The organism is Streptomyces sp. NPDC032091, assembly GCF_055580265.1.
This window is the reverse complement of sequence record NZ_JBVILR010000017.1, coordinates 17565-41139: the sequence shown is the minus strand read 5'-3', so window position 1 is coordinate 41139 and position 23575 is coordinate 17565. Positions and strand designations below refer to the sequence as shown.

Annotated in this window: 18 protein-coding genes; 7 read left to right on the top strand and 11 right to left on the bottom strand. The window is 72.7% G+C overall.

Going from position 1 to position 23575, the window contains the following annotated elements; all coding sequences use genetic code 11:
- Positions 1–16: 16 nt before the first annotated feature.
- Complete coding sequence (locus ACZ5NJ_RS25265; RefSeq protein ID WP_468767478.1) at positions 17–772, bottom strand: SIS domain-containing protein; 756 nt, start codon at positions 770–772, stop codon at positions 17–19.
- 239 nt (positions 773–1011) lie between these two features.
- Here ACZ5NJ_RS25265 and ACZ5NJ_RS25260 point away from each other — a divergent pair, with 239 nt between their 5' ends.
- The 3 genes from ACZ5NJ_RS25260 (at position 1012) to ACZ5NJ_RS25250 (ending at position 5174) form a co-directional block, all read left to right on the top strand.
- A complete protein-coding gene (locus tag ACZ5NJ_RS25260; RefSeq protein WP_468767477.1) occupies positions 1012–1704 on the top strand; it encodes a metal-dependent transcriptional regulator in 693 nt (230 codons plus the stop codon).
- A gap of 291 nt (positions 1705–1995) precedes the next feature.
- Complete coding sequence (locus ACZ5NJ_RS25255; RefSeq protein WP_468767476.1) at positions 1996–2886, top strand: alpha/beta fold hydrolase; 891 nt, start codon at positions 1996–1998, stop codon at positions 2884–2886.
- A gap of 176 nt (positions 2887–3062) precedes the next feature.
- Positions 3063–5174 (top strand): calcium-binding protein, encoded by a 2112-nt coding sequence (locus ACZ5NJ_RS25250; RefSeq protein WP_468767475.1) that lies wholly within the window; start codon positions 3063–3065, stop codon positions 5172–5174.
- A gap of 87 nt (positions 5175–5261) precedes the next feature.
- On the opposite strand, the gene ACZ5NJ_RS25245 is transcribed toward ACZ5NJ_RS25250, so the two are convergent.
- The 9 genes from ACZ5NJ_RS25245 to ACZ5NJ_RS25205 form a co-directional block, all read right to left on the bottom strand.
- Positions 5262–6146 (bottom strand): hypothetical protein, encoded by an 885-nt coding sequence (locus ACZ5NJ_RS25245; RefSeq protein ID WP_468767474.1) that lies wholly within the window; start codon positions 6144–6146, stop codon positions 5262–5264.
- Positions 6147–6249: 103 nt separating this feature from the next.
- Positions 6250–7185, bottom strand: a complete 936-nt coding sequence (locus ACZ5NJ_RS25240) for a hypothetical protein (RefSeq protein ID WP_468767473.1) — start codon at positions 7183–7185, stop codon at positions 6250–6252.
- A 243-nt stretch (positions 7186–7428) separates the two neighbouring features.
- The gene (locus ACZ5NJ_RS25235; protein WP_468767472.1) at positions 7429–7839 is read right to left on the bottom strand and encodes a hypothetical protein; all 411 of its coding nucleotides are present in this window, start codon (positions 7837–7839) and stop codon (positions 7429–7431) included.
- A complete protein-coding gene (locus ACZ5NJ_RS25230) occupies positions 7818–12407 on the bottom strand; it encodes a putative T7SS-secreted protein (RefSeq protein ID WP_468767471.1) in 4590 nt (1529 codons plus the stop codon). The genes ACZ5NJ_RS25235 and ACZ5NJ_RS25230 overlap by 22 nt, the downstream gene beginning before the upstream one ends.
- The gene (locus ACZ5NJ_RS25225; RefSeq protein WP_468767470.1) at positions 12404–12994 is read right to left on the bottom strand and encodes a hypothetical protein; all 591 of its coding nucleotides are present in this window, start codon (positions 12992–12994) and stop codon (positions 12404–12406) included. The genes ACZ5NJ_RS25230 and ACZ5NJ_RS25225 overlap by 4 nt, the downstream gene beginning before the upstream one ends.
- Positions 12991–13338 carry an SseB family protein gene (locus ACZ5NJ_RS25220; RefSeq protein WP_468767469.1) on the bottom strand — a complete coding sequence of 116 codons (348 nt, stop codon included), beginning with the start codon at positions 13336–13338 and terminating at the stop codon, positions 12991–12993. The genes ACZ5NJ_RS25225 and ACZ5NJ_RS25220 overlap by 4 nt, the downstream gene beginning before the upstream one ends.
- 257 nt (positions 13339–13595) lie before the next feature.
- Positions 13596–15200, bottom strand: a complete 1605-nt coding sequence (locus tag ACZ5NJ_RS25215) for a transporter (protein WP_468767468.1) — start codon at positions 15198–15200, stop codon at positions 13596–13598.
- A complete protein-coding gene (locus ACZ5NJ_RS25210; RefSeq protein ID WP_468767467.1) occupies positions 15197–16033 on the bottom strand; it encodes an ABC transporter ATP-binding protein in 837 nt (278 codons plus the stop codon). Before ACZ5NJ_RS25210 ends, ACZ5NJ_RS25215 begins: the two co-directional genes overlap by 4 nt.
- A 167-nt stretch (positions 16034–16200) precedes the next feature.
- Positions 16201–16881, bottom strand: coding sequence for a bifunctional DNA primase/polymerase (locus ACZ5NJ_RS25205; RefSeq protein ID WP_468767466.1), 681 nt, complete (start codon positions 16879–16881; stop codon positions 16201–16203).
- Between the two features lie 219 nt (positions 16882–17100).
- On the opposite strand from ACZ5NJ_RS25205, the gene ACZ5NJ_RS25200 reads away from it, so the two are divergent.
- Together ACZ5NJ_RS25200 and ACZ5NJ_RS25195 are read left to right on the top strand one after the other, a co-directional pair.
- Entirely contained in the window at positions 17101–18483 is a 1383-nt protein-coding gene (locus ACZ5NJ_RS25200) for a transcriptional regulator (RefSeq protein WP_468767465.1), read from the top strand.
- A 91-nt stretch (positions 18484–18574) separates the two neighbouring features.
- Positions 18575–20482 carry a hypothetical protein gene (locus ACZ5NJ_RS25195; protein ID WP_468767464.1) on the top strand — a complete coding sequence of 636 codons (1908 nt, stop codon included), beginning with the start codon at positions 18575–18577 and terminating at the stop codon, positions 20480–20482.
- Between the two features lie 3 nt (positions 20483–20485).
- Here ACZ5NJ_RS25195 and ACZ5NJ_RS25190 read toward each other — a convergent pair whose 3' ends face one another.
- On the bottom strand, positions 20486–21868 hold the full coding sequence (locus ACZ5NJ_RS25190) for an ABC transporter substrate-binding protein (RefSeq protein WP_468767463.1): 1383 nt from the start codon (positions 21866–21868) through the stop codon (positions 20486–20488).
- 196 nt (positions 21869–22064) lie between these two features.
- Here ACZ5NJ_RS25190 and ACZ5NJ_RS25185 point away from each other — a divergent pair, with 196 nt between their 5' ends.
- On the top strand, positions 22065–22511 hold the full coding sequence (locus ACZ5NJ_RS25185) for an SCO4402 family protein (protein WP_468767639.1): 447 nt from the start codon (positions 22065–22067) through the stop codon (positions 22509–22511).
- Positions 22512–22539: 28 nt separating this feature from the next.
- The gene (gene purU / locus ACZ5NJ_RS25180; protein ID WP_468767462.1) at positions 22540–23418 is read left to right on the top strand and encodes a formyltetrahydrofolate deformylase; all 879 of its coding nucleotides are present in this window, start codon (positions 22540–22542) and stop codon (positions 23416–23418) included.
- The last annotated feature ends 157 nt before the right edge of the window (positions 23419–23575 follow it).

Genomic DNA, 23575 nt, shown 5'->3' with positions numbered 1-23575 from the left:
CCCGCAGGGCTCCGGCTCAGTGCCGGAAGAAGATCCGGTCCCCGTACTCCCGCATCACGCGTCCGTTCCACTCGTGCCCGCCGTCGACGTTCCCCGACCGCAGCAACGGCGGCTCCACGCCCCGCGCGGCCAGCTCACCGGCCGCGGCCGCCATCACCGCCTGCATGATCGCGCTGGTCACCACCGTCGACGCGGGAGCGAACGGCGCGTCGATGCCGTCCGCCGTCAGCTCCGCGTCGCCGACCGAGATCTTGCTGTCGAGGACGATGTCGCAGTGGTCCTTCAGGAAGGTCCCCGACACGTGCCGGGACTTCGTCTCCGTCGTGTACGCCACCGACGTCACGCCGATCACGGTCAGCCCCAGCGCCCGCGCGTTCATCGCCATCTCGACGGGCAGTGCATTGCGCCCGGAGAGCGAGATGACGACCAGCACATCGCCGTCGGAGGCGGGGCTGCTGTCCAGGACCGCCCCGGCGAGCCCGTCGACCCGTTCCAGCGCGCTGCCCAGCGTGGCGGGCATGACGTCCACCCCGGCCGTGCCCGGCACCGCGAGGAAGTTCATCAGGGCCAGGCCGCCGGCCCGGTAGACCACGTCCTGCGCGGGCAGCGAGGAGTGGCCGGCGCCGAAGGCGAACAGCCGGTGTCCCGTCGCGACGGCCTCGGCGATCGCCGTCCCGGCCTCGGCGATCCGTACGCCCTCCTCGTCGCGCACCCGCTCCAGCAGGCCGATGGCGGCGTCGAAGAACTGCCCGGCCAGCTTGCTCTCGCTCATACGCCGAAGGCCCTTCCAGTCGTCGGTGGTCCGCCGCTCACCGTGCGGTCTGGACCAAGGAGGTGTCAATACGGGCGTCAATCCCGGCACCGAAGCCCTGCGCACCGGGCGTCCCGGGCGGCGGCCCGGCGCTCGGGACGGATGTCCCGTACATGCCTTGACGTCAGGCGCGGGACGGTTGTCGGCCCGATGCGTCAGAATTGGGGACAGGGCCAGCGCACGCAATCCGAGGGGCACGAATGTCCGGACTGATCGATACCACGGAGATGTATCTCCGCACCATCCTCGAGCTGGAAGAGGAAGGCGTGGTCCCCATGCGCGCCCGGATCGCGGAGCGGCTGGACCAGAGCGGCCCGACGGTGAGCCAGACGGTGGCGCGCATGGAGCGCGACGGGCTGGTGGCGGTGGCCAGTGACCGGCACCTGGAGCTGACGGACGAGGGCCGCAAGCTCGCGACGCGCGTGATGCGCAAGCACCGCCTCGCGGAGTGCCTGCTCGTCGACGTGATCGGCCTGGAGTGGGAGCAGGTGCACGCCGAGGCCTGCCGCTGGGAGCACGTGATGAGCGAGGCCGTCGAGCGGCGCGTGCTGGAACTGCTGCGCCACCCGACCGAGTCCCCGTACGGGAACCCGATCCCGGGTCTGGAGGAGCTGGGCGAGAAGGCCGAGGCCGACCCGTTCATCGAGGACGGCATGGTCAGCCTGTCGGACCTGGACCCGGGCAGCGAGGGCAAGACGGTGGTCGTCCGCCGCATCGGCGAGCCGATCCAGACGGACGCCCAGCTGATGTACACGCTGCGGCGCGCGGGCGTGCAGCCCGGCGCGGTGGTGAGCGTGACGGAGTCCCCGGGCGGGGTGCTGGTCGGCAGCGGCGGCGAGGCCGCCGAGCTCGACTCGGACATCGCCTCGCACGTGTTCGTCGCCAAGCGCTGACGCGGCGCGGCCCCTGTGGGGGCCGTCGCAGTCCCCTGAAGACGAGTGGTCCCGGCGCCTCGCGGCGCCGGGACCGTCCTCCCCTGGCTGACCTGGAGCCCCGAGCTCTCAAGGTCATCCCCTTCGGACCGTCTTCCCCGAGCGGCCCGCCTCCCTGTTGAAAGGATCTCCATCGGCAGCGGCCGCCAATCCTTGAGCAAGGTCACTCGAAAGAGCGGTGTTGTCGGCGAGACGCCCGTTTTCGAATACGGGTTCGATAGTCTGGCCGGGAGCGAAGGGGGTGCATCCTCGGTGGTTCAGCGCATCGATGTCACTGCAGCCGACGGCGTCCGACTGGCCGCCTGGGAGTTCCGCGATCCGCCCGCCGAGCCACGGCAGCCGGCGGTCCTGTTACTGCACGGCCTGATGGGCCGGGCCCTGCACTGGGCCGGCACCGCGAGCTGGCTGGGCGAACACCGCCGCGTGGTGGCCCTGGACCAGCGCGGGCACGGCCAGAGCGAGCATCCGGCGGCCAACGGCGCGGCCCGTCCCGGCCCCGTCCTTCCCGCCCTCGGGCGTGAGGCCTTCGTGCGCGACGCCGAGGCGGCCGTCGAGCAGCTCGGTCTCGGCCCGGTCGTCCTCATCGGCCACTCCATGGGTGCCCTCACCGGCTGGCAGCTCGCGGCCCGCCGCCCCGACCTCGTCCGCGCCCTGGTGATCTGCGACATGCGGGCCTCCGCGCTCGGCGAGGCCTCGCAGCAGGAGTGGGAGGAATGGTTCCGCCGCTGGCCGCTGCCCTTCCCCACCCAGGACGCCGCCCGCCGCTGGTTCGGCGAGGACGACCCCCGCGTGGAGCGCCCCGACCCCGGCCGGGGCGCCTTCTTCGCCGAGGTGATGCACCAGGCCCCGGACGGCTGGCGCCCCCTCTTCTCCCGCCGCCAGATGCTGACGGCCCGCGAGACCTGGGTGTACGACGCCCACTGGGAGGAGCTGGCCAAGGTCCGCTGCCCCACCCTGGTCGTCCGCGGCCTGGACGGCGAGCTCGGCCGCGCGGAGGCGCAGGAGATGGTCCGCGTCCTCCCCGCCGGCCGGTACGCCGAGATCCCCGACGCCGGCCACTACGTCCACTACGACCAGCCGGCCGCCCTGCGCGCGGCGCTGGAACCCTTCCTGGAAGAGGTCGCGGGCATGGCCTCCAGATGACCCGCCCGGCCCACCGCCGGTGCGCCGCTCACTCGATGGGGTGGATCGCCGCCTGCCACTGAGCCCAGCGCGGCCCGCCGTACGCGCGTGGCCGCGGCGCCCCCAACAGGCTGTGGCCTGTCCAGTGGGAGCCGCCGGCCCGCTGCGCCCCGGCGGTGAGCAGACGAAGGGTCCCCATGTCCACGTCCCCGTCCACAGCCACGTCCACCTCCACGTCCACGTCGACGTCCGCGTCCATCCCGCCCGCCCCCTCCGCGGGCGCGCCCGCGTCGGCCTCCGGGCGCGGCAGGACCCCGCGCCGCAACGCGCTCGCGGCCGCCGCCGCCGGACTGGCGCTCGTGCTGGCCCTGCCCGCGACCGCGCTCGGCGCCCCGGGCGACCTCGACCCCACCTTCGACGGGGACGGCAGGGTCGCCACCGACTTCGGCGGCGGGAACTACGACGAGAGCCTCGGCATGGTCATCCAGGCCGACGGCAAGATCGTCACCGTCGGCACCACCGTCCCCGCGGCGGGCGGCTCCTCCGACATGGCGCTGGCCCGCTACAACCCCGACGGCAGTCTCGACCCCACCTTCAACGGCGACGGCGACAACGACGGCCTGATCACCACCGACCTGCGCGGCGGCGACGACGTGGCCGACGCGGTGGCGGTGCAGCCGGACGGGAAGCTCGTCGTGGCCGGCTACAGCTCCGAGGCCGACACCCCCGGGTCGTTCACCGTCGCCCGGTTCAACCCCGACGGCAGCCTCGACACCACCTTCGGCAACGGCGGCTCCACGTTCACCGACTTCGGCACCACCGGCCCGCAGCACGCCTTCGGGGTGGTGATCCAGCCCGGCGGGGCCATCGTGGCCGCGGGCGAGAGCGGCGCCGACGTCGCGCTGGCCCGCTACAACGCCGCCGACGGCAGCCTCGACACCACCTTCGACGGCGACGGCAAGGTCACCACCACCTTCCCCGGGGGCTCCGCGAGCGCGTACGACGTGACGCTCCAGTCCGACAACAAGATCGTCATCGCGGGCCGCTCCGGGTACAACTACCCCTCCAACGCCTCCGACTTCACGCTCGCCCGCTACCAACCGAACGGCAGCCTCGACACCGGCTTCGACGGCGACGGCAGGCTCACCACCGCCTTCCCCGGGCCCGGCGTGGCCAACGGGGTCAAGGTCCAGCCCGACGGAAAGATCGTCGCGGCGGGCAACAGCGGCTTCGACGTCGCGCTGGCGCGCTACAACCCCCTCGACGGCAGCCTCGACACGACCTTCGACGGCGACGGCACGGTCACCACCGACTTCGGCACCAACACCGTGGACGGGGCCGCCGACCTGGCCCTCCAGCCCGACGGCAAGATCGTCACCGCCGGCATCAGCCAGGCCGACTTCGGCGTGGCCCGCTACAACCCCAACGGCTCCCTGGACAACGGCTTCGGCACCGGCGGCAAGGTCCACACCGACGTGTCCTTCGGCTTCTACGACACCGCCAACGCGGTGGCCCTGCAGTCCGACGGGAAGATCGTCGTCTCCGGCAACACCGGTGACGACCGGGGCCTGGTCCGCTACCAGGCGACCACGCCGCCGCCCCCGCCCGGCGTGGACCTCGCCGTCACCAAGACCGGCCCGGCATCCGTCAGCATCGGCGACCAGGCCACGTACACGGTGACGGTGACCAACACGAGCGCCACCACCACCGCCACCGGCGTCTCTCTGGCCGACACCCTCACCGGCCCCGGCTCCCTCCTGTCCGCCACCCCCGCCCAGGGCACCTGCACCCTCACCGCCACCAGCGCCAACTGCCCCCTCGGCACCCTCGCCCCCGGCGCCCAGACCACCGTCAAGCTCGTCGCCGAACCCCGCGCCACCGGCACCCTCTCGGACAAGGCCACCGCCTCGGCCACCCAGACCGACCCCGCGACCGGCAACAACACGGCGACGGCCGCCAGCACCGTCAACAACGCCCACGGCTGCACGATCGTCGGCACCAGCGGCGCCGACACCCTCAACGGCGGCTTCGGCAACGACGTCATCTGCGCCCTGAGCGGCAACGACACCGTCCGCGCGGGCTACGGCAACGACACCGTCTACGCCGGCCCCGGCAACGACAACGTCGACGGCGGCTACGGCAACGACTACCTGATCGGCGGCCCCGGAAACGACACCCTGACCGGCAACTTCGGCAGCGACCGCCTCGACACCGTCGACGGGGTCTCCGGCAACGACCGCGCCGACGGCGGCTACAACACCGACACCTGCACCACCGACCCGGGCGACACGCGCATCAGCTGCCCCTGATCCCCTGACCCCCTGGGCGGCGTCCGGGAGACCCTTCACCAGGCCTCGCGGACGCCGCCCTCCCCGCATTCCGCCCCCGAGCGCCCCTCAGGCGTGGACCCGTACCCACGCATCCCCGGCCCGCAGCCACAGGACCCCGTCCCGGCCCTGGCCGCACCGCAGGTGGACGGGCCCGGGCAGGCGCAGCTTCTGCTCGCCGGCGACGGTCCACGCGCCGTCGGTGCCGAGGCCGACGCGGATCAGGGTGGTGGAGCCCTTGCCGTGGTCCCGGCGGCTGAGGACGGCCCGGTCGCCCCTCACCGCGATGCCGTCGATCCCGTGCGCCGGGCTGCGGAAGGTGGTGACCTCCCCGGTCGCGGGGGTGACGCGGCTCAGGTGGGTGCCCTCTGCGCTGCCGCCGTACCAGGCCAGCCACACCGCCTCCCGCTCCGTGGCGGCGGCGAGCCCTTCGAGGGGCCACGCCGGCAGGCGCCCGTCCGGCCCCCACATGTGGACGCCCTTGCCGCTCCAGCCGGCCAGCCCGGCGGCGGTCTGCGGGTGGTGCCCGTAGATGCCCTCGTCCCCGTACGCGGTCCAGATGCCGCCCCGCCGGTCGGTGACCAGCGCCGGGATGTCGTCCCCGACGCAGAACGCGCGCTCGACCGTGGCCCCGTCGGCGCCGAGGACCACCGCGTTCGGTTCCCACCGGCCCCCCTCACCCTGGCGCGTACGGCCACGCACCAGCAGGAACCGGTCGCCGGGCAGCACGGCGAAGTGCCCGGCCCCGGGCTCCACTCCACGCAGCGGGACGCGCCGCTGCACGGCCCCTTCCCCGGACACGAACACCACTTCGGCGTCACACCGTTCCTGCGCCGCCAGCAGTACGGCGATCCCGCCCTCCACCCGAGCGGTCCACAGCTCCGCCCGCCACCCGGCGGCCGCGTCCGCACCCGGCAGACTCCACACGACGTCGGGTTCCCCCACACCAGCCACAGCCGCCCACCTTCAGGACTCCGACGACCCCCGCCACCGAAGACCGCCACGCTACCGTGGCCCTCATCCGAGGCCGGGGCGCGGTATGAGCGCGAGCCGACCGTCACCCCGCGGCCAGGCCCCAGCGGTTGAGGGTCTGCGTCGTGCCGTCGAAGGTCAGCCAGGTGCCGTCGCCGAGCGGGCGTACGTCGCCGTCGACGGCCGCCCCGTCGGGATACGAGACCCGGCCCCGCTCCTCCAGGGTCCGCGCGTCGAGGAGCCGGTGGCCGGCGAGGTCCGGGAACTCCTCGTAGTCCGAGATCGAGACGATGACGGTGTCGGCGTCGACGAAACCGCACCCGTAGTCCCAGCACGGCCGGTCGTCGAACTCGTCGGCCGGCGGCCGCGCCGTCGCGAGGACGTCACCGTCGAGGGCGTGGAGCCGCAGGTCGGCCCCGTCGTGCTCGATGGTGAGGAAGCCCGGGTGCGCCGGGTGGACGTCGACCAGAATCCGGTCCAGGTCCTCGTTGAGGTCCCATGCGGTCAGCTTCTCGCCGTCCCAGCGGGCCCAGTGCAGCAGGATGCCGTCCTGGCCCATGCCGATGGACAGCCCCATGTGGATGCCGTCGGGATGGGAGAGGTGGTACGAGCCGGCCGTCGCGCTGTCCAACGGCAGCCGGGCCAGCTCCCGCCCGTCCGCGGCGTCGAGGACGACCCACTGCTCCTGCCAGTCGTCCTCCCCGTCCCCGGTCACGATGTGCGCCCAGACGAACCGGCCGTCGTCCGAGACCCGGCACGACCCGTGCTCCAGCCCCCGGCACACCTCCTGCTCGTCCCCGCTGTGCGGATGCCCCAGCTCCGGCCCCCAGCACCCGTGCCGGTACTCCCAGAGCACCTCCCCGCCCCGACCCACGGCCCGCACGGCCCGCTGCCCGGAGAACACGGCGAACGCCCCGTCGGGACTGACGGAGTGCACCCCCCGCTCCCACCCCGGCCAGGGCACCCCGAACACGACCTCCGGTGCCAGCTCCCCACCGAACAACGCGTCGAGCCGATACACCTCCAGCTCCACCCCGTTCCGCACCAGGGCCCGCGGCCCGTGAGCCCCCCGCCCCTCAAACCCGAACCCATGGACGAGCCCCCCCGCCCCCACCAACCGCACCGAACCCCGCAACTCCACACTGACCGACATCCCCCGAACCTAGCTCCCGCTTCTGACAGCGGGGGCGCCGGTCGGTGGAGGAGGCGAGCCGTTCAGTGCCGCTCCTGCCCCCGGGCTCAGCGTCGAACAGCTCCCTGGCCCTCAGGAGAGCAGGGTGTGCTCCAAGATTGAAACATGCGGGAAAATCTGGACCTCAAGACGTCCTTTCGTATCCCTGGTGTCAAATTCCGCGAGCAGCTTTGACCCCTCGGCGCTATCTGCGATGCGAAGAAGTGTCGCCCCTTCGCGAAAGAGGCTGAGAAGTTCTCTTCCCGTAGTCGCGCGCCACGATACTGCAACGGATCTACCGATGGCGTCGTAGGAAAACTTGAGCTCCTCATCGGTAACCTCGGAGAAGTCCAGCTCGTATTGGAAGTCGCCTACGAGAATCGCCTGGACGCCGAACGTGTTGGCAAAGTCTTGAGGATCTGGAGTGGTAAATATCGCGCGACCTCGCTCTGTCTGCGTGCGGGTAAAATCGGCGGCCCTTGCTATTTGAGGATGTTCGCCCACCAGCCGCCGCCCTTGAAGATGACCGTGGTAAGTCGCTTCGTTCCGTCCGGCATCAAGTGCCAGGTTGCTTCAACCTGGCGCATCCCGGTGGGGCCCGTGAGGACGGAGTATGTTGTTCCGAAGTCCCCCCACTCGTTCGTGAAGCGCTCCTCGAAGCCGTTCTTTATCGCTTCTTCGAGATGCTGGCGGACGTATTCCCTGGAGGCGGGCGTGTCGTGGAAACCGATGCTCTTTAGCTGCTCCGCGTTCTGGTTGGCTCTTGGTGTATTGTGGCCGTCGGACTTAATCTCTTTGTCGAACAGATAATTGAGCTTTCCTTCGGAGATTTCAGGACAGCCCTCGGGTGCCAGCCCAAGGGGGTCCGACCAGGTGTGCGGGTTGCCGACGTACATCGCCGGGTTGGGATCCGGCGCCAGGCCCAGGGGGTCCGGGGAGAGGTAGCGGGCTGTTTCGGGGTCGTAGGTGCGGAAGTAGTTGTGGTGGAGGCCGGATTCCGGGTCGTAGTACTGGCCCGGGAAGCGGAGTGGGGTGTAGGCCGTGGCGTCGCGGTTCCAGGTTGTGGTGCCCCACAGGGTCGTGCGGGTGTGCCACGCCGTCGTGCCGTCCTCGGCCAGGAGGTGGGTCGGGGTGCCGATCAGGTCGGTGACGATCGCGAAGAAGCGGTCGTCGACCGTCGCGTCGTCGAAGTGCTCCGTCTGGGTGACGGGGTGGAGGCCCTGGTGGGTCCAGGTCAAGGTGATCCGGCCAGTGGTCTCCTCGCAGAGGGTGGCATCGTCCCAGCTGAAGAGGGTCTCTTCGACGATCTCGCCCGACGCCGACAGGCGTTGCTTGGACGTGCGCCGGCCCAGGGGGTCGTACGTGTAGTGCCAGCGCGTGCCGTCCGGGGTGGTGACGGCCGTCAGGCGGTCCTCCGCGTTCCACTCGTACCGCCAGGTGTCCGGCTTGCGCGAGAGGCGGGTCTTCTGGCGGAGGGTGACGCGGCCCAGTGCGTCGTGTTCGTAGCGGACGGAGCCGGCGTGGGTGATGCGGGTGCCGGTGTAGGCGCGGCTGCCCTGGGCGTCCGCACCGGGGTGCTGCGTCGGCCAAGAGGCGCTCGTCTGGTTGCCCGCCTCGTCGTACGCGTAGCGCTCCGACCAGTTCCCGGCCTCCACGGCCGTGACGCGGGCGGCCGCGTCGAGGGTGAAGGTGCGGGGGCCGGTGAGCGAGTCGTCGATGCCGGTCAGGTAGCCGTCGGCGCGGTAGCTGTAGCCGCGCCGCTGCAGGGTCCGGCCGTCCTCGCCGATGACGGACTGCGCGGTGCGGCGGCCCGCCACGTCGTACTCGTGGGCGAGGGAGAGGGAGGGGCCCAGGGCCCGGGTCAGCTCCTGGCCCGCCGCGTCGCGCTCGAACGTGAGGGTGCGGCCCGCCGTGGTGAGGGAGGCGCGGTGGCCGACGGCGTCGTACGTCCAGTGGGACGCGGATCCGGAGGGGGTCGTGCGGGTGGTGCAGCGGCCCAGGGCGTCGTAGCCGTACGCGACGGTGCGGCCGTTCACCGTCTCGGAGAGGAGGCGGCCCGTGGCGGCGTCGCGGAGCCAGGTGGCGGTGGACTCGGGTGAGGTGGCCGCCGTCAGGGCGTCGAAGGCGTCGTACGCGTACGTGGTGACCCGGCCGGCCGCGTTCTTGAGGATCGGCTGGCCGAGTGCGTTGTGCGCGTAGGTGGTCGTCTCGCCGAGGGCGTTGGTACGGGCGGTCAGGCGGCCCGCCGCGTCGTACTCGTAGGTGAGCGTACGGCCGTCGAAGTCCGTTTCCGAGGCGAGGCGGCCGGCCGGGTCGTAGGCGTAGTGCCAGGTGAGGCCCTGGGGGTTGGTGACGCCGGTGAGGCGGAGCTGGGTGTCGTGGGTGAAGGTGTGGCGGGTGCCGTCGGGGCCCGTGCGGGCGGTGAGGAGGTCGAAGTCGCCGTACTCGGAGGCCGTGACGCCGCCGATCTCGTCGGTGTGGGTCAGGCAGTTGCCCTCGCCGTCGTACGTCCAGGACTCCTGCGTGCCGCCGGGGTTCAGGCGGTGCAGGAGGCGGCCTTCGACGCTCCAGGTCAGGCGGGTGGTGCGGCCCAGGGGGTCGGTGAAGGAGACCGGGCGGCCGAAGGCGTCCCGTTCGTAGACGGTCGTGGCACCCAAGGGGTCCGTCGCCGAGACGATCCGGCCCGCCCCGTCGCAGACCACCGTGGTCGTGTGGCCCAGGGCATCCGTCACCGAGGACAGGTGGTTGCGGGCGTCGTAAGCGAAGCGGGTGGTCGCGCCGTCCGGGGCGGTCACCGAGGTGCGGTTGCCGGCGGCGTCGTACGTGGTGGTGACGGTGCGGCCGTCCGGCCGGGTCACCCGGACCGGTAGGCCGAGCGCGTTGTACTCCGCCCGGGTCTCGCGCCCGTCGGGTCGGATCACCTGCGTGAGGCGGCCGTCCTCGTCGTAGGTGAAGCGCGTCGTGTGGCCGAGGGGGTCCGTGCGCGTCAGGAGCCGGTGGTAGGCGTCGTAGGTGGACTGGGTCGTTGCGCCCGTCGGATCGATCTCCGCCATGACCTGCGCCCGGTCGTTGATCAGGTAGCGGGTGGTGTGGCCGAGGGAGTCGGTGAGGGTGGTGACACCCTCCTCGTACGCGAACCGGATGTTCAGGTGTCCGTTGGTGCCGGACTGGGCGACGCAGCGGTGCCGTTCGTCGTAGACGTAGTCGAAGTGACGGTCGTTGGTGTCGGTCCAGGAGGTGATCCGGCCGAGTTCGTCGTAGCCGAAGCGCAGGGGTCGGCCGGAGGAGTTGGTGACCGAGGTGAGGTGGCCGTCCGTGTAGGCGTACCGGAGCACCTCCGTGCCGTCAGCGAGGGACAGGGCCGTGATCCGCCCACCGGAGGAGGAGAGGTGCACCCCGTAGCCGGCGCTGTGGGTGAGGGCAGTGGGGGCGCCGGACGCGTCGTAGTCGAAGGTGATCCAGGCGCCGGAGCGGTCCTCCAGCTGGATGAGGGCGCCGTCGTCCGCGAAGTGGCGGACCTGCCCGGACCCGGGGTCCGTGACCGTGTAACCGCCGTCGGCGTCCATGGTCAGCGGCCAGCGCTGACCGTGGGAGGGGAGTACGGCGACGCCCGGCTCGGGGTGCGGATAGGCGAGCAGGCTGCCGTCCTCGCGGACGAGCACGAGCCCTTCGTCGTCGTGCTCCAGCCGCTGGTCGACCGTGGAGGCCCAGGTCGGTCCGAACCAGCGGCCGGCGCGGTACGAGGACTCGAAGGTGCGGGAGAAGACCAGGGGCAGGGAGCCCGGCAGGACCAGGTCGGTCTGGGGGAGGACCATGCGTCCCGTCGCCACGTCGACCGGATCCCCGTCGCACTTCTTCTGGTCCTGGGAGCGGGACGCGGCTTCCGGCTCCGCCTGCTGGGCGGCCCTGGCCTCCTTGGACGCCGCGCTCTCCGCGGCCTCCTCCGCCACCCGGGTCCCGGCCCGCGTGCCCGTCTTCGCCGCTCCGCCGAAGCCCTCCGTGCCGATGAGTTCGGGCAGGAGACGGCCCGTTCCCTCGGCGAAGTCCTTGCGGAAGGGGTCGATGAAGGCGGCGGCGACGCGGTCCGGGTGCGTGGGGGCGGCGACCAGGCCCGCCAGGGTCATGCTGGCGTTCTGCTGGTACTCGGCGGGGTGGGTGAGGTTGTACGTGTCGTACGGGGTGATCCCGCGCAGGAAGTTGACGACGCCGGCGGTGCCCTTGACGACTCCGCCGGTGAGGTGGGTCAGTTCCGTGTTGCCGGTGGCCGCGGCATCGAGGGCCAGCGCCATGGCCTGCTCGTGGGGCGGCGGCTTGGCCGGTGCGTGCTCCAGTGCGGCCGTCAGGGCGCGGCCGGCCTCGGCGGCGGCGTCGTCGCGCTGGCGGCGGGCCTCCGTGAGGACCTCTTGGGCCCGCTTGGCCTCGGCGGCACCCGCGTCGTCGGGCCTGACGGGCACGGGTCCCGGGTTCTTCCCGGCCAGGGCGGTGGCGTTGTAGGTGTCCACGGCCTTGGCGTACGCGTCGGCGGCGTCCTGGTGGACCTTGAGCGCCGTCTTGTGGAGCACGATGGCCTGCAGGGCCTCCTTCTGCGCCCACTCCACCGTGTCGGCGTAGCGGGTCAGGGCGGCGCCGGCCTTCTGGCAGGCGTCGGCCGCGTGCAGCCACTGCGTCGGGTGCAGGGCGAAGGCCTTGCGGAACGCGTCGGCGGCCGCCCCCTTCCAACTGCCGGCGTCCAGGCCCTTCATGCCCTGGCCGACCCGGTCGAAGGAGGCCTGGAAGTCCTTCAGGTGCGCCGCGGCGGCGCGGATGTCGGCCGGGGAACCGTGGACGAGCTCGTTGGCCTGTTCGGTCTGGCCCAGCTGCTGTTCCGCGACGGACGCGCCGAGGTGGGAGGCGACGCTGTCACCGAGGTCCTCGATGTCGTCGGCCCAGCGGTCCTTGCCGACCTTGTGGAGGATGCCGCCGATCTCGTCGGTGGCCTTGTCGATGCCCTCGCCGGCCTTCTTCTTCGCGGCGGTCCAGGTGTGCTCCAGCTTGTCCAGACCCTTGTCGGCCAGCGACTCCCAGTCGGTCACCGGTGTTCACCGCCGTCAGCCCGGTCGTGGTCTCGCTTGAGGTCGACGAGCTTCCGCTCGATGTCCGGGTCGGGGTTGACGTCGTCCCAGGTCTGCTGCCACGCCTGGTCGGTGTTCGCCGCCGACTTGAGGGCGGACTCGGCGCTGTAGTCGGCGTCCCGGAGGTTCGTGTACGGGTTGGTGGCCAGGATCTGGCCCCAGTCCTTGTCCGTGACCTCCTGCTCGGACGCGTACGGGCTGCCTCCGAGAGCGGCGTTGGCCAGTACCTTGAAACCGCCCTGGACGTACTGGTCCTGCTCGTGCACGAGTCCGGCCGACAGGCCCACGCCCGCCGCGAACCGGTTCGCCTCCTGGACCAGTGAGCGCACGCCCCAGCCCCACCGCTCGCAGAAGGTGTCCAACTGCGAGGTCAGTCCCTCGTGTCCGGTCTGCAGGCCGGTCAGCTTCAGCTGGGTGAAACCGCCGCCCGTGTTCCCCAGTCCGGCCGGGCCGAGCTCCCGCAGCTCCGCCAGCGTGTCCGTGATCCCCTTGGCGATCTGCGCGAGCGCCGCCTGTGACACGTCGAGGTCACCCTGCTCGCCGCTCATGCCGACACCCCCGCGTCGAGCGCTGCGGTGTCCGGCACGATGCCGCGGACCGGCGGGAACAGGACGCCGTCCGGGCCCGCCGCGTCCAGTGCGACCCCGCACCCGAAGTCCAGCGCCGGTATCACGTCGTCCAGCAGCCGCGCGCCGAGTACCTGGTGGTACTCCCAGGCGCGCTGCGTCGCGCCCCTGGCCCGGGCGAACCGGGCCAGCGCCTCCTCGTCCGAGAAGGCGCAGATCCAGTCCAGGCCCCCGAACTGCGAGGTCCAGAGGCCGCCCTGCTCGTCGAACGGCACCAGCACCGGCCGCTCCCGGAACCCGGCCAGCCGGCCGGGGAACTCCGCCACCCGGTTCCGTTCGGGCGCTTGCACCGCTGCCGGCCCGGCAGGCCGTGCGGCCCCTTCCGCACGCAGCTGCCGCCACTCCTCGTCGAACCCCACCCAAAGCCCCCAACCATGTGAATCGAACGCACTTTTGCACGGGGGGAGGGCAGGGGCAAAACCTACTCACGGGACATGCGCAGATCAGGCCATCCGCCGTCCCGACGACCGCAGGGGGCGGCCGGCCTGGGGCCTGCCGCCCCCTGGGGGGTGTTCGGGTGGGGTCAGCCCTTGCTGACCGCCGTCAGGATTTCCGGGAGGGTGCGCGCGACCCTCGGGGCCGCCAGGCGCAGGCCCGCCCAGGCGGACAGGGTGCCCCAGGCGATGCCCGCCGGGAGGGTCAGCCAGGCGAGGCCGGCGGGGGCGTCCGACAGGCTGACGCAGATCGCCAGGGCGATCACGGGGGAGGAGATCACCGCCGAGGTGAGCATGCCGCCGAAGATGCCCAGCCACGCCAGCCCCGCCTGGCCCGGGGCCACGTTCTTGAAGGCGCCCTCCGTCGGGATGGAGTACGGGAAGCGCGCCGAGGCCAGCGCGCCCGTGCACAGCATCGCGCCCAGCAGGCCCAGCCCCAGGCCCAGGGCGGCCGGGAACTGCGCCCAGTCGCCCACCAGCGCGGCGGTGACGACCGTGACGAGGACGGTGTACGGGACGGTGACCAGGGCCAGCGCCCCGGCCCGGGCGCGGAGTTCCACGAAGGCGTCGTGCGGCGAGGAGATCGTCTGGGCGACCATCCAGAAGGCGGAGGTGTCCTGCCCGAACTGGTTGTACATCTGGACGCCGAGCATTCCGGCGCCGAAGCAGGCCAGGTAGACGGAGCCGCTGCCCTGGGCGGCGTTGGCGACGGGGATGATCAGGCCGACGGCCAGCGCCGACACCCACGCCGACTTCGTCTTCGGGTCGCGGACCACATAGCGCAGGGTGCGCTGCATCGCCGCGCCCGTGCGGCCGCCCGGGAGGAAGGCCCAGAAGCCGCCGGTGCCGCGGTCCTTCTCCGGTGCGGCCGCCGCGAGGGTGGAACCGTCCGGGGTGACCATCAGCTTGGTCAGGCTCCGCTCCCAGAACCACAGGAGGAGGAGCAGGGCGGCCAGGGTGAGGGCGAGTTGGGCGGCGGCCTGCGCGTAGGCGCCCTCGCTCGCCGAGTCGACCATGCCGATCGCCGTCGCCGGCGGCAGCCAGCGGACGACCGCCTCGACCGGTTCCAGCGCCGCCAGGCCGCCCTGCTGGAACAGGCGCTGGCTGGCGAAGTTGACCAGCTGGGCGCCGATCGCGATCAGCAGCCCGCTGAGGAGGGCGAGGTCGCGCCCCTTGCGGCTGGTCAGCAGCCGTACGTTGGCCGTGGCCACGGCCCGGGCCAGGGCCACGCAGCCGAGCAGGAGGAGCGGCGCGCCGAGCACCGCCGCCACGACGCCGGCCGCGCCGTGCGTCACCGCGGCCACCGAGCCGACGGCCAGGCAGAGTGTGAACAGCGGGCCGATACCGACCAGCGAGGAGGCCAGCAGGGCCCGTACGAGCGGACGCGGGCGCAGCGGCAGCATCACCAGCCGGCTCGGGTCGAGGGTCTCGTCGCCGGTCGGGAAGAACAGCGGCATCACGGTCCAGGCCAGCGCGAGGATCGCGCCCATCAGGACGACGACCGTGCTCGCGTGGGCGTGGCCGTGCAGCGCGGTCAGGCCCAGGGTGGCGAGTACGGAGAAGGCCAGGGAGATCACCAGGCTGGTGATCCAGACGGCCTTGCGCTTCGAGGACCCCTTCAGGCCGTTGCGCATCAGCGAGAGCTTGAGGCGCACGAAGAGGGGGGTGAGGGACGCCTCGGCGGTGGCGCTCATCGGGCGCCGCCGAGCCAGTCGAGGGAGTCGCCGGCGGCGTGGTCGCGGGCGCCGACGAGTTCGAGGAAGGCGTTCTGCAGGGAGGGCGCGGAACCCCGTACGTCGGCCAGCGGGCCCGCGGCGCGGATCTGGCCGGCCGCCATGACGGCCACCCAGTCGCAGAGCGATTCGACGAGCTCCATCACGTGGGAGGAGAAGACGACGGTCGCACCGGACACGGTGTAACGTTCCAGCACCCCGCGGATGGTCTGCGCCGACACCGGGTCGACGCCCTCGAACGGCTCGTCCAGGAACAGGACTTCCGGGTTGTGCAGCAGGGCGGCCGCCAGGCCGATCTTCTTGCGCATACCCGTCGAGTAGTCGACGACGAGCTTGTGCTGCGAGCCCGCGAGGTCGAGGACGTCCAGCAGCTGCGTGGCCCGCTTGTCGGTCTCCTCGCCCGGCAGTCCGCGCATGCGGCCCATGTAGCCGAGGAGTTCACGGCCCGAGAGGCGCTCGAACATGCGCAGGCCCTCGGGCAGCACGCCGATGCGCCGCTTCACCTCGACCGGGTCGGCCCACACGTCGTGCCCGGCGACCGTGACCCGGCCCATGTCCGGGCGCAGCAGTCCGGTGACCATCGACAGCGTGGTGGTCTTGCCGGCGCCGTTCGGGCCGACGAGGCCGATGAAGCGGCCGGCCGGCAGCTCCAGGTCGATCCCCCCGACGGCGACCTGCTCGCCGAAACGCTTCCACAGTCCTTCTATCCGTACGGCCGCGGCCGCCGGCGCGGGTCGCGCACCGTCCGCCCCGCCCGTACCGCTACCGCCTGCCGCATAGCCCTGGTCCGGCATGCGCCTGCCTCTCGTTCTCGTCCCCGTGGTCGTACTTTCCTCACCATAGGAGGACGGGGAGAGGGCGCAGCAGTTACGAATGTCATGAACTTGCGGACACGTATGTCAGCCGGGTCGGCGGCCGTCGCGGGTGGTGCGGCCGTCGCGGGTGGTGCGGCCGTCCCGGTCTACGCCTTGCGCCGGCCTCGGGCCGCGGCCGCCTCGCTGCCGCACGCGTACGCGAGGGCGTCGATCAGCTCCTCGGTGTCCGGCAGCCACCGGTTCGCGGGCGTGGGCTTACGGGCCCACTGCACCGGGCCCTTGCCGCCGTAGCGGGTCGGGGGCGCCGCCACGTACTCGCCCTCGCCGCGCGCGGTCAGGTCGAGGGCGTGCGGCAGCCAGCCCAGCTTGCGCACCAGGTCCGGCACCTTCGCACCGGCGCCCGGCAGCACGAAGAACAGCATGCGGTGGTCGGGGGTGAGGGTGACCGGGCCGAGGGTGCGCTGCATCCGCTCCAGCCGGGCCAGCGCGAGGAAGCCGGCGGAGTCCGGCACGTCCAGGGCGTCGAAGGTGCGGCCCGTCGGCAGCAGGATCGAGGCGCCCGGGTGCTTGCCCCAGATCCGCCGCACCCCGACGGCACTGCCCGAGGCCAGGGAGCGCCAGTCCTTCACCGCCGGGTGCGCACCGGGCGCCGGGCAGTCGGCGACACCGCAGGAGCACAGCTCCCGGCCGTCGCCGGGCTCCAGCCAGGTACCGGCGAAGACGTCCCAGTGCCGCTCTTCCACGTACCGCACGGCATGGTCGAGCAGCAGCTCGCCGCGCTGCTGGGGGATGGGGGCGGTCTCCGTGACTCCGATGGTCTCTTCCACGTGCAGCACAACTCCCGGGGTCACCGGGGGTTACGGGGATAAACGCGCGGGCCGGCGGTGCATCGATCCTGCACGCGGGGCGCACGGATGCACGAGCGGGGGCGCGTAGGAGGCCGGGGCGCGGCCGATGGGTAACGACACGTCGCAGAGAGGAAGATTCTCCGCACTTCAGGCGGGAAGTGATCATTCCAACGATCACCCGCGTCTCAGGGGGTTTTCATGGCAGCCAGGCCTCTCGTCGCCCGCCAGCCGAATGAACGGCTGCAGGCGCTCATCCAGGAAGCCGGGTGCTCCAATGCCGGGCTCGCCCGGCGCGTCAACATGTGCGGGGCCGAGCACGGCCTCGATCTCCGCTACGACAAGACCTCCGTGGCCCGCTGGCTGCGCGGCCAGCAGCCGCGCGGCCGCGCGCCCGGCATCATCGCCGAGGCGCTGGGGCGCAAACTCGGCCGGACCGTCACCATCGACGAGATCGGCATGGCCAACGGCAAGAACCTCGCCTCCGGGGTCGGCCTGCAGTTCTCCCCGACCGTCGTCGGCGCCATCGAGCAGGTCTGCGAGCTGTGGCGCAGCGACGTCGGGCGCCGCGACTTCCTCTCCGGGTCGAGCGTGGCCGCCTCCGCGCTCGTCGAGCCCAGCCGCGACTGGCTGATCACCGGGGCCGATCCGCAGGTGGCGCGCAACGGCGGCGCGCGCGTCGGGATGTCCGACGTGGAGGCCGTGCGGGCCACCACCCAGGCGCTGACCGACCTCGACCACCGCTTCGGCAGCGGGCACGTGCGGCCCGTGGTCGTGCACTACCTCAACTCCGTGGCCTCCGGGCTGATCGGCGGCTCCTACCGGGAGCCGGTGGGACGGGCGCTGTTCGCGGCGGTGGCCCGGCTCACCGAACTCGCCGGGTACATGGCGGTGGACACCGGCCAGCCGGGGCTCGCCCAGCGCTACTACATCCAGGCGCTGCGGCTGGCCCAGGCGGCGGGCGACCGCGCCTACGGCGGCTACGTGCTGGCGGCGTCGATGAGCCACCTCGCGGCCGAGCTGGGCAACCCGAGGGAGATCGCGCAGCTGGCGCGCGCCGCGCAGGAGGGCACGCGCGGGCAGGTCACGCCGAGGGTGGAGGCCATGTTCTACGCGGCGGAGGCGCGCGGGCACGCGCTGCTCGGCGACGCCCGCTCCACGGCGGTGCTGTCGGGGCGGGCCGTGACGGCGCTGGAGCGGGCCGAGCCGGAATCGGGGGACGACCCGGTGTGGATCCGCCACTTCGACCAGGCCTACCTGGCGGACGAGCTCGCGCACTGCCACCGCGACCTCGGCCAGGCCGACGCGGCGGGCCGGCGGGCCGAGGAGGCGCTGCGCGGGCTCCCCGTGACGAAGGTCCGCCGACGGGCGATCGGCCTGCTGCTGCTGGCCGCGGCGCAGGTGCAGCAGCGGGAGGTGGAGCAGGCCTGTCAGACCGCGGCGAAGGCCGCCGACCTGCTGGGATCGCTGCGCTCGCGGCGGGGCGAGGAGTACCTGGACGACTTCCGGGCGCGGCTGGAGCCGTACCGGGAGGAACCGGCGGTGCGGGAGTTCGGGGCGAGGCTGGAGGTTCAGGTGGCCTGACGTCAACACGCGGTGACCGGGTAGCGTGACCCGACGGCTGCGCGGATCCTCCACGGAGCGCGGACGTCGGAGAAGGCGAGAAGGAGTCCCGGTGACGGAGAACGGACAAGGGGGCGTCCCCCAGCCCGGGGCGCCGCAGGCCGGGCAGCCGTGGACGGCGCCCGCGTACGGGACGCCGCAGCAGCCGGGGTACGACCAGGCCGGGCACGACCGGCCCGGGTACGACCAGGCCGGGTACGACCAGCCCGCGTACGACCGGCAGCCGGAGTACGACCGGCGGGGCGGGCCGGTCCAGCCCGCGTACGTCCCGCCGCCGGAGCCCGGCGGCCCGGCGTACGGCTACCCGCAGACCGGGCCGGGCTACGAGGGACCGGGCGCCCCGCACGGCTACGGCTACCCGCCGGCGCCCGACGCGGCGGCGCGGTACGTCCCGCCGGTCCCGGGCGCCGCCGCTCCGTACGCCCCGCCGGTGGCGGACGCGGCCACGCAGTACGTGCCCCAGGTCGGCCCCGCCGCGCCCGCGCCCCCGGGCGCCCCGGCCGGCCCGGGCGCCCCCGGGGCGATGGTGGCGGGGGCGGAGACGCAGGTCGTCCCGACGCTGACGGGAACCCCGGCCGCACCCCCGGCCGCCGCACCCCCCTACCCCGGCACCCCGACCCCGTTCGCCCCGCCGGGCCCGGGCGGCGCCCCGTCGGCACACGCGGCGACGCAGTACGTCCCCACGGTTCCGGCGGGCCCGTCCGACGCCGCCACCCAGTACATCCCGCCGGTCCCGGCCGGCCCGGCCGGTGGTGTGGCGGACGCGGCCAGGCAGTACATCCCGCCCGTTCCGGCAGGTCCGGCCGGTGGTGTGGCCGATGCGGCGACGCAGTACATTCCGCCGGTTCAGGCGGGTCCGGCCGGTGGTGTCGCGGACGCGGCCACGCAGTACATTCCGCCGGTCCCGGCCGGCCCGGCCGGTGGTGTGGCTGACGCGGCGACGCAGTACATCCCGCCGGTCCCGGCCGGTGCGGGTGAGGCGGCCACCCAGTACATCCCGCCCGTTCCGGCAGGTCCGGCCGGTGGTGCGGCCGATGCGGCGACGCAGTACATCCCGCCCGTTCCCGCCGGTCCCGGGACGGGGTCCGGTCCCGGGCCCGGGACGGTCGGGGACGGGTTCGACGGGCTGTTCCGGGACGAGGGCGGGGACGCGGGCGCCGGGCATACGCAGCAGTTGCCGCCCGTCACCGAGCCGGTGGCCCGGCGGACGCCGCCGCCCGCCGAGCCGCAGCGGCGCGGGCCGCGCCGGCCGCAGCCCCGGCCCCAGCCGCAGGCCGCGCCCCCGCCGCAGCAGTTCCAGGCCCCGCCCCCGCCCCCGCCCGCGCGCCGGATCCCGCCGGCGGTCATCGCCGCCGCGGTCTTCGGGCTGGCCGTGGCCGGCCTCGGGGTGGGCGCCCTGCTCGGCGACGGCAAGGCGCAGAACAACGACCCCGCCGCCGTGCCCCCGAAGGCCGACGGGTCGAACGCCGCCGACGCGCCGGGTGGGACCGCGCCGGTGGATCCCGCACGCCCGCAGGCCGTCCAGCTGGACAAGCTGCTCGCGGACGCCAACGACAGCCGCACCGCGGTGATCAAGGCCGTGGAGGACATCAAGGACTGCAAGAACCTCGGCCAGGCGGCCCAGGACCTCCGCGACGCCGCCCGGCAGCGCGACGAGCTGGTCACCCGGCTCTCGGACCTGAAGACGGACCTGCTGCCGAACCACGCCCGCCTCTCGGCCGCCCTCACCAAGGCCTGGAACGCCTCGGCGGACGCCGACAACAGCTACGCGGACTGGGCGGACGCCGCGGGCCACGACAAGGGCGGCTGCAAGGACGGCAAGGCCAAGCCCACCGACGACGCCGCCGACGGCAACAAGTCGAGCGCCGAGGCCACCAGGGCGAAGGACTCGGCGGCGACCATGTGGAACACGATCGCCGCCAAGTACGGGCTGACCCGCCGCGACACGACCCAGCTGTAGCGGCTACGCCGAGCGCGGGGCCGACTCCAGGGCCGAGGTCATGTCCACGTCCTGCTCGCCGAGCTGTGCGACGAGCCGGCCCTGCTGGACGACCTGGAAGCTGACCCGGCCGTTCACCAGCCGCGGGAAGCCGGCCACCGCCCGCATGTCCTGGTAGCGCCAGCTCAGCTCCGGGGTGAGGTTGCCGGTGCCGATGCCCGAGGACTCGTTGAGCACCCGGGCCAGCTTGCGGCCCGTGACCTCCTCGTCGGCCTTGAACTTCTGGACGACCTGGTTGAGCACCGTGTAGGCGATCCAGGTGGTCTGGGCCCCGCTGTCGTCGGCCTCGACGGTGTTGTCGCCGAAGGCGTCGTCGCTGATCACCTTGCGCATCGGCGCCCACAGCGGGTCGGTCGAGACGGGGTACCAGCTGGTGACGTACGCGCCCTCGAAGGGGCTCTCCTTGCCGCCGGTGCGGTCGACCAGGGCCTGGCTGACGCTGCCGAGGACCGAGGAGATCTGCGGGTTCCTGTGGAGGGTGGAGTCGGCGCGGCGGAAGGCGTCGAAGAAGGTCTCGGTGCGCTCGCCGAGCACGGCCGTGACACAGCTCTTGGACGACGACGACGACGAGGACGACGAGGACGACGAGGACGGGGACGAGGAGGGGCTCGGGGACCCCGTCCCCCTGGACGGCCCGTCCCCCTTGGCCGCGGGCGGCGGCGCGGCCGGGCCGGCGTCGGACAGGGCCTCGCGGGCCTGCGGCGTCAGGTCCGCGGCGTCCTCGGCCGCCCGGATGTCGGAGGCCGCCGGGGTGCCGCTGGCCTTCAGCCCGGCGTTCAGCAGCACCGGCAGGGTGTCCCCGGCGAGGGTGTCCGGGCGGACCAGGGACACCTGGGAGCAGGCCTTGCCGAGCTGGTGGCCGGCGCCGGCGAGCAGGGCGGGCTGGCCGCCGTTGACCGGGTAGGACAGGGTGCTCTGGAACTCCTCCGGCGAGACCCCGTAGCCGCCGATGAAGGGGATCCCCGCGGCCTCCAGCGGGGCCATGAAGGCGCGCCCGTACTGGCTGTACGAGCCGACGACGGCCACCGCCTTCTTCGTGATGGCCTCGCGGGCGCAGTCGGCGGCGCCGGTCGCGGTGTTCTTCTCGTTGCAGGTCAGGACGCGCAGTTTGCGGCCCTTGATGCCACCGTTGGCGTTGATCCAGCGTTCGTACGCCTTGGCCATGCCGGGCATTCCGGGCATGTTGGTGGCCTTGGTTCCCATCGGAGCGAACGTCATGACCGTGAGGGTGCCCCCGGAGTCCCCCGGGCTGCCGGGGAGCACCCCGCACGCTGTGGTGAGACACGCGCCTGTCGCTGCGGCAAGGAGCAGTCGGGTCAAGGCGGTTGCGCGTCGGCTTTTGGTCATGTCCCACGACCATTCCGCCACCGGGGTAACTCGATGCTGAGGTGTACACAACATCCGGTGACACCCAGGTGAACGGCCGGGGCCGGGGTGCGGATAGGTGCGTCAAGATCGCATTTGTGGGGAACGTACGATCGAAAGCGTGACATTCGCCCAAGGTTCGAAGAACTCTTCCCGCCGCGGCGGCCGCTCCTCCACCATGGGCGGCATGCCCCTCAACGACATGCCGTGGTGGCGCTGGCGCAGCAACGTGCGCTCGGCGCTGCACATGCTCTCCGACCCCGCCTTCCAGGAGGAGGTCTGGCTCGCCGGAGCCGAAGGGTACGGGGACGTCACCGACGCCGTGTACCGGCTCGTCGAGGACACCTGGCTCGACAGCTGGTCCGCCGACAAGTACATCGGCACGATCTTCCGCGACGCGCAGGAGGCGGCCCTGGTCGACCTCGCCGTGCTGCGGGTGCTGCGGATCCTGCACCAGGTAGGCCCGGACGCGCCCGTGACCGCCTACCTGGAGCACCCCGCCTGGCCCGAGGCCGTCCGGGCGGCGCGCGAGGCGCACGTACGGATGTCCGCCGCCGACGGGGAGGACCCGGACGAGCGGCCGAGCTCCGTCGAAGTGCTGAGGATCCTCACGCGCGCGGTGTGACCTGAGCGGTGTGAAAGGCTATGGGGTCATGAGCGACCCGCAGCCCGGGGCCCAGCCCCTGCCCCAGTACGTCCTGACCGTGTCCTGCCCCGACAAGCAGGGCATCGTGCACGCCGTGTCCAGTTACCTCTTCATGACCGGCTGCAACATCGTGGACAGCCAGCAGTTCGGAGACCGGGAGACCGGCCTCTTCTTCATGCGGGTGCACTTCGAGGCCGAGCCGGAGGTGACGCTGGAGAAGCTGCGCGCCAGCTTCGCCGCCATCGGCGACAGCTTCCGGATGGACTGGCAGATCCACCGCTCCGACGAGCGCATGCGGATCGTGCTGATGGTGTCGAAGTTCGGCCACTGCCTGAACGACCTGCTCTTCCGCGCGAGCATCGGCGCGCTGCCGGTGGAGATCGCGGCGGTGGTCTCCAACCACACCGACTTCGCCGAGCTGGTCGGCTCGTACGACATCCCCTTCGTGCACATCCCGGTGACGAAGGACACCAAGGCCGCGGCCGAGGCGCAGCTGCTGGAGCTGGTGCGCGCGGAGAAGGTCGAGCTGGTGGTGCTGGCCCGCTACATGCAGGTGCTGTCGGACACCCTGTGCAAGGAGCTGAGCGGGCGGATCATCAACATCCACCACTCCTTCCTGCCGAGCTTCAAGGGCGCCAAGCCGTACCACCAGGCGCACGCGCGCGGTGTGAAGCTGATCGGCGCGACCGCGCACTACGTGACGGCCGACCTCGACGAGGGGCCGATCATCGAGCAGGAGGTCGAGCGGGTCGGGCACGAGGTCACCCCGGACCAGCTCGTCGCGGTCGGGCGGGACGTGGAGTGCCAGGCGCTGGCGCGGGCCGTGAAGTGGCACAGCGAGCACCGCGTGCTGCTCAACGGGACCCGGACGGTCGTCTTCGCGTAGGCCGTCTCTTCCGGATCTTGCCCAGTCCCGGCCGCCGCGGGGGGGGGGGGGGGGGGGGGGGGGGGAAGAGGGGGGGGGGGGGGGGGGGGGGGGGGGGGGGGGGGGGGGGGGGGGGGGGGGGGGGGGGGGGGGGGGTTGGTTGTAGTGGGGTGTGGTG

Excerpts from the sequence above, each read along its gene's own strand:
- ACZ5NJ_RS25265 (WP_468767478.1), bottom strand. The coding sequence starts at position 772 with ATGAGCGAGAGCAAGCTGGCCGGGCAGTTCTTCGACGCCGCCATCGGC.
- ACZ5NJ_RS25250 (WP_468767475.1), top strand. The coding sequence starts at position 3,063 with ATGTCCACGTCCCCGTCCACAGCCACGTCCACCTCCACGTCCACGTCG.
- ACZ5NJ_RS25190 (WP_468767463.1), bottom strand. The coding sequence starts at position 21,868 with ATGACCAAAAGCCGACGCGCAACCGCCTTGACCCGACTGCTCCTTGCC.
- ACZ5NJ_RS25185 (WP_468767639.1), top strand. The coding sequence starts at position 22,065 with ATGGGCGGCATGCCCCTCAACGACATGCCGTGGTGGCGCTGGCGCAGC.
- ACZ5NJ_RS25200 (WP_468767465.1), top strand. The coding sequence starts at position 17,101 with ATGGCAGCCAGGCCTCTCGTCGCCCGCCAGCCGAATGAACGGCTGCAG.
- ACZ5NJ_RS25210 (WP_468767467.1), bottom strand. The coding sequence starts at position 16,033 with ATGCCGGACCAGGGCTATGCGGCAGGCGGTAGCGGTACGGGCGGGGCG.
- ACZ5NJ_RS25225 (WP_468767470.1), bottom strand. The coding sequence starts at position 12,994 with ATGAGCGGCGAGCAGGGTGACCTCGACGTGTCACAGGCGGCGCTCGCG.
- purU (WP_468767462.1), top strand. The coding sequence starts at position 22,540 with ATGAGCGACCCGCAGCCCGGGGCCCAGCCCCTGCCCCAGTACGTCCTG.
- ACZ5NJ_RS25215 (WP_468767468.1), bottom strand. The coding sequence starts at position 15,200 with ATGAGCGCCACCGCCGAGGCGTCCCTCACCCCCCTCTTCGTGCGCCTC.
- ACZ5NJ_RS25260 (WP_468767477.1), top strand. The coding sequence starts at position 1,012 with ATGTCCGGACTGATCGATACCACGGAGATGTATCTCCGCACCATCCTC.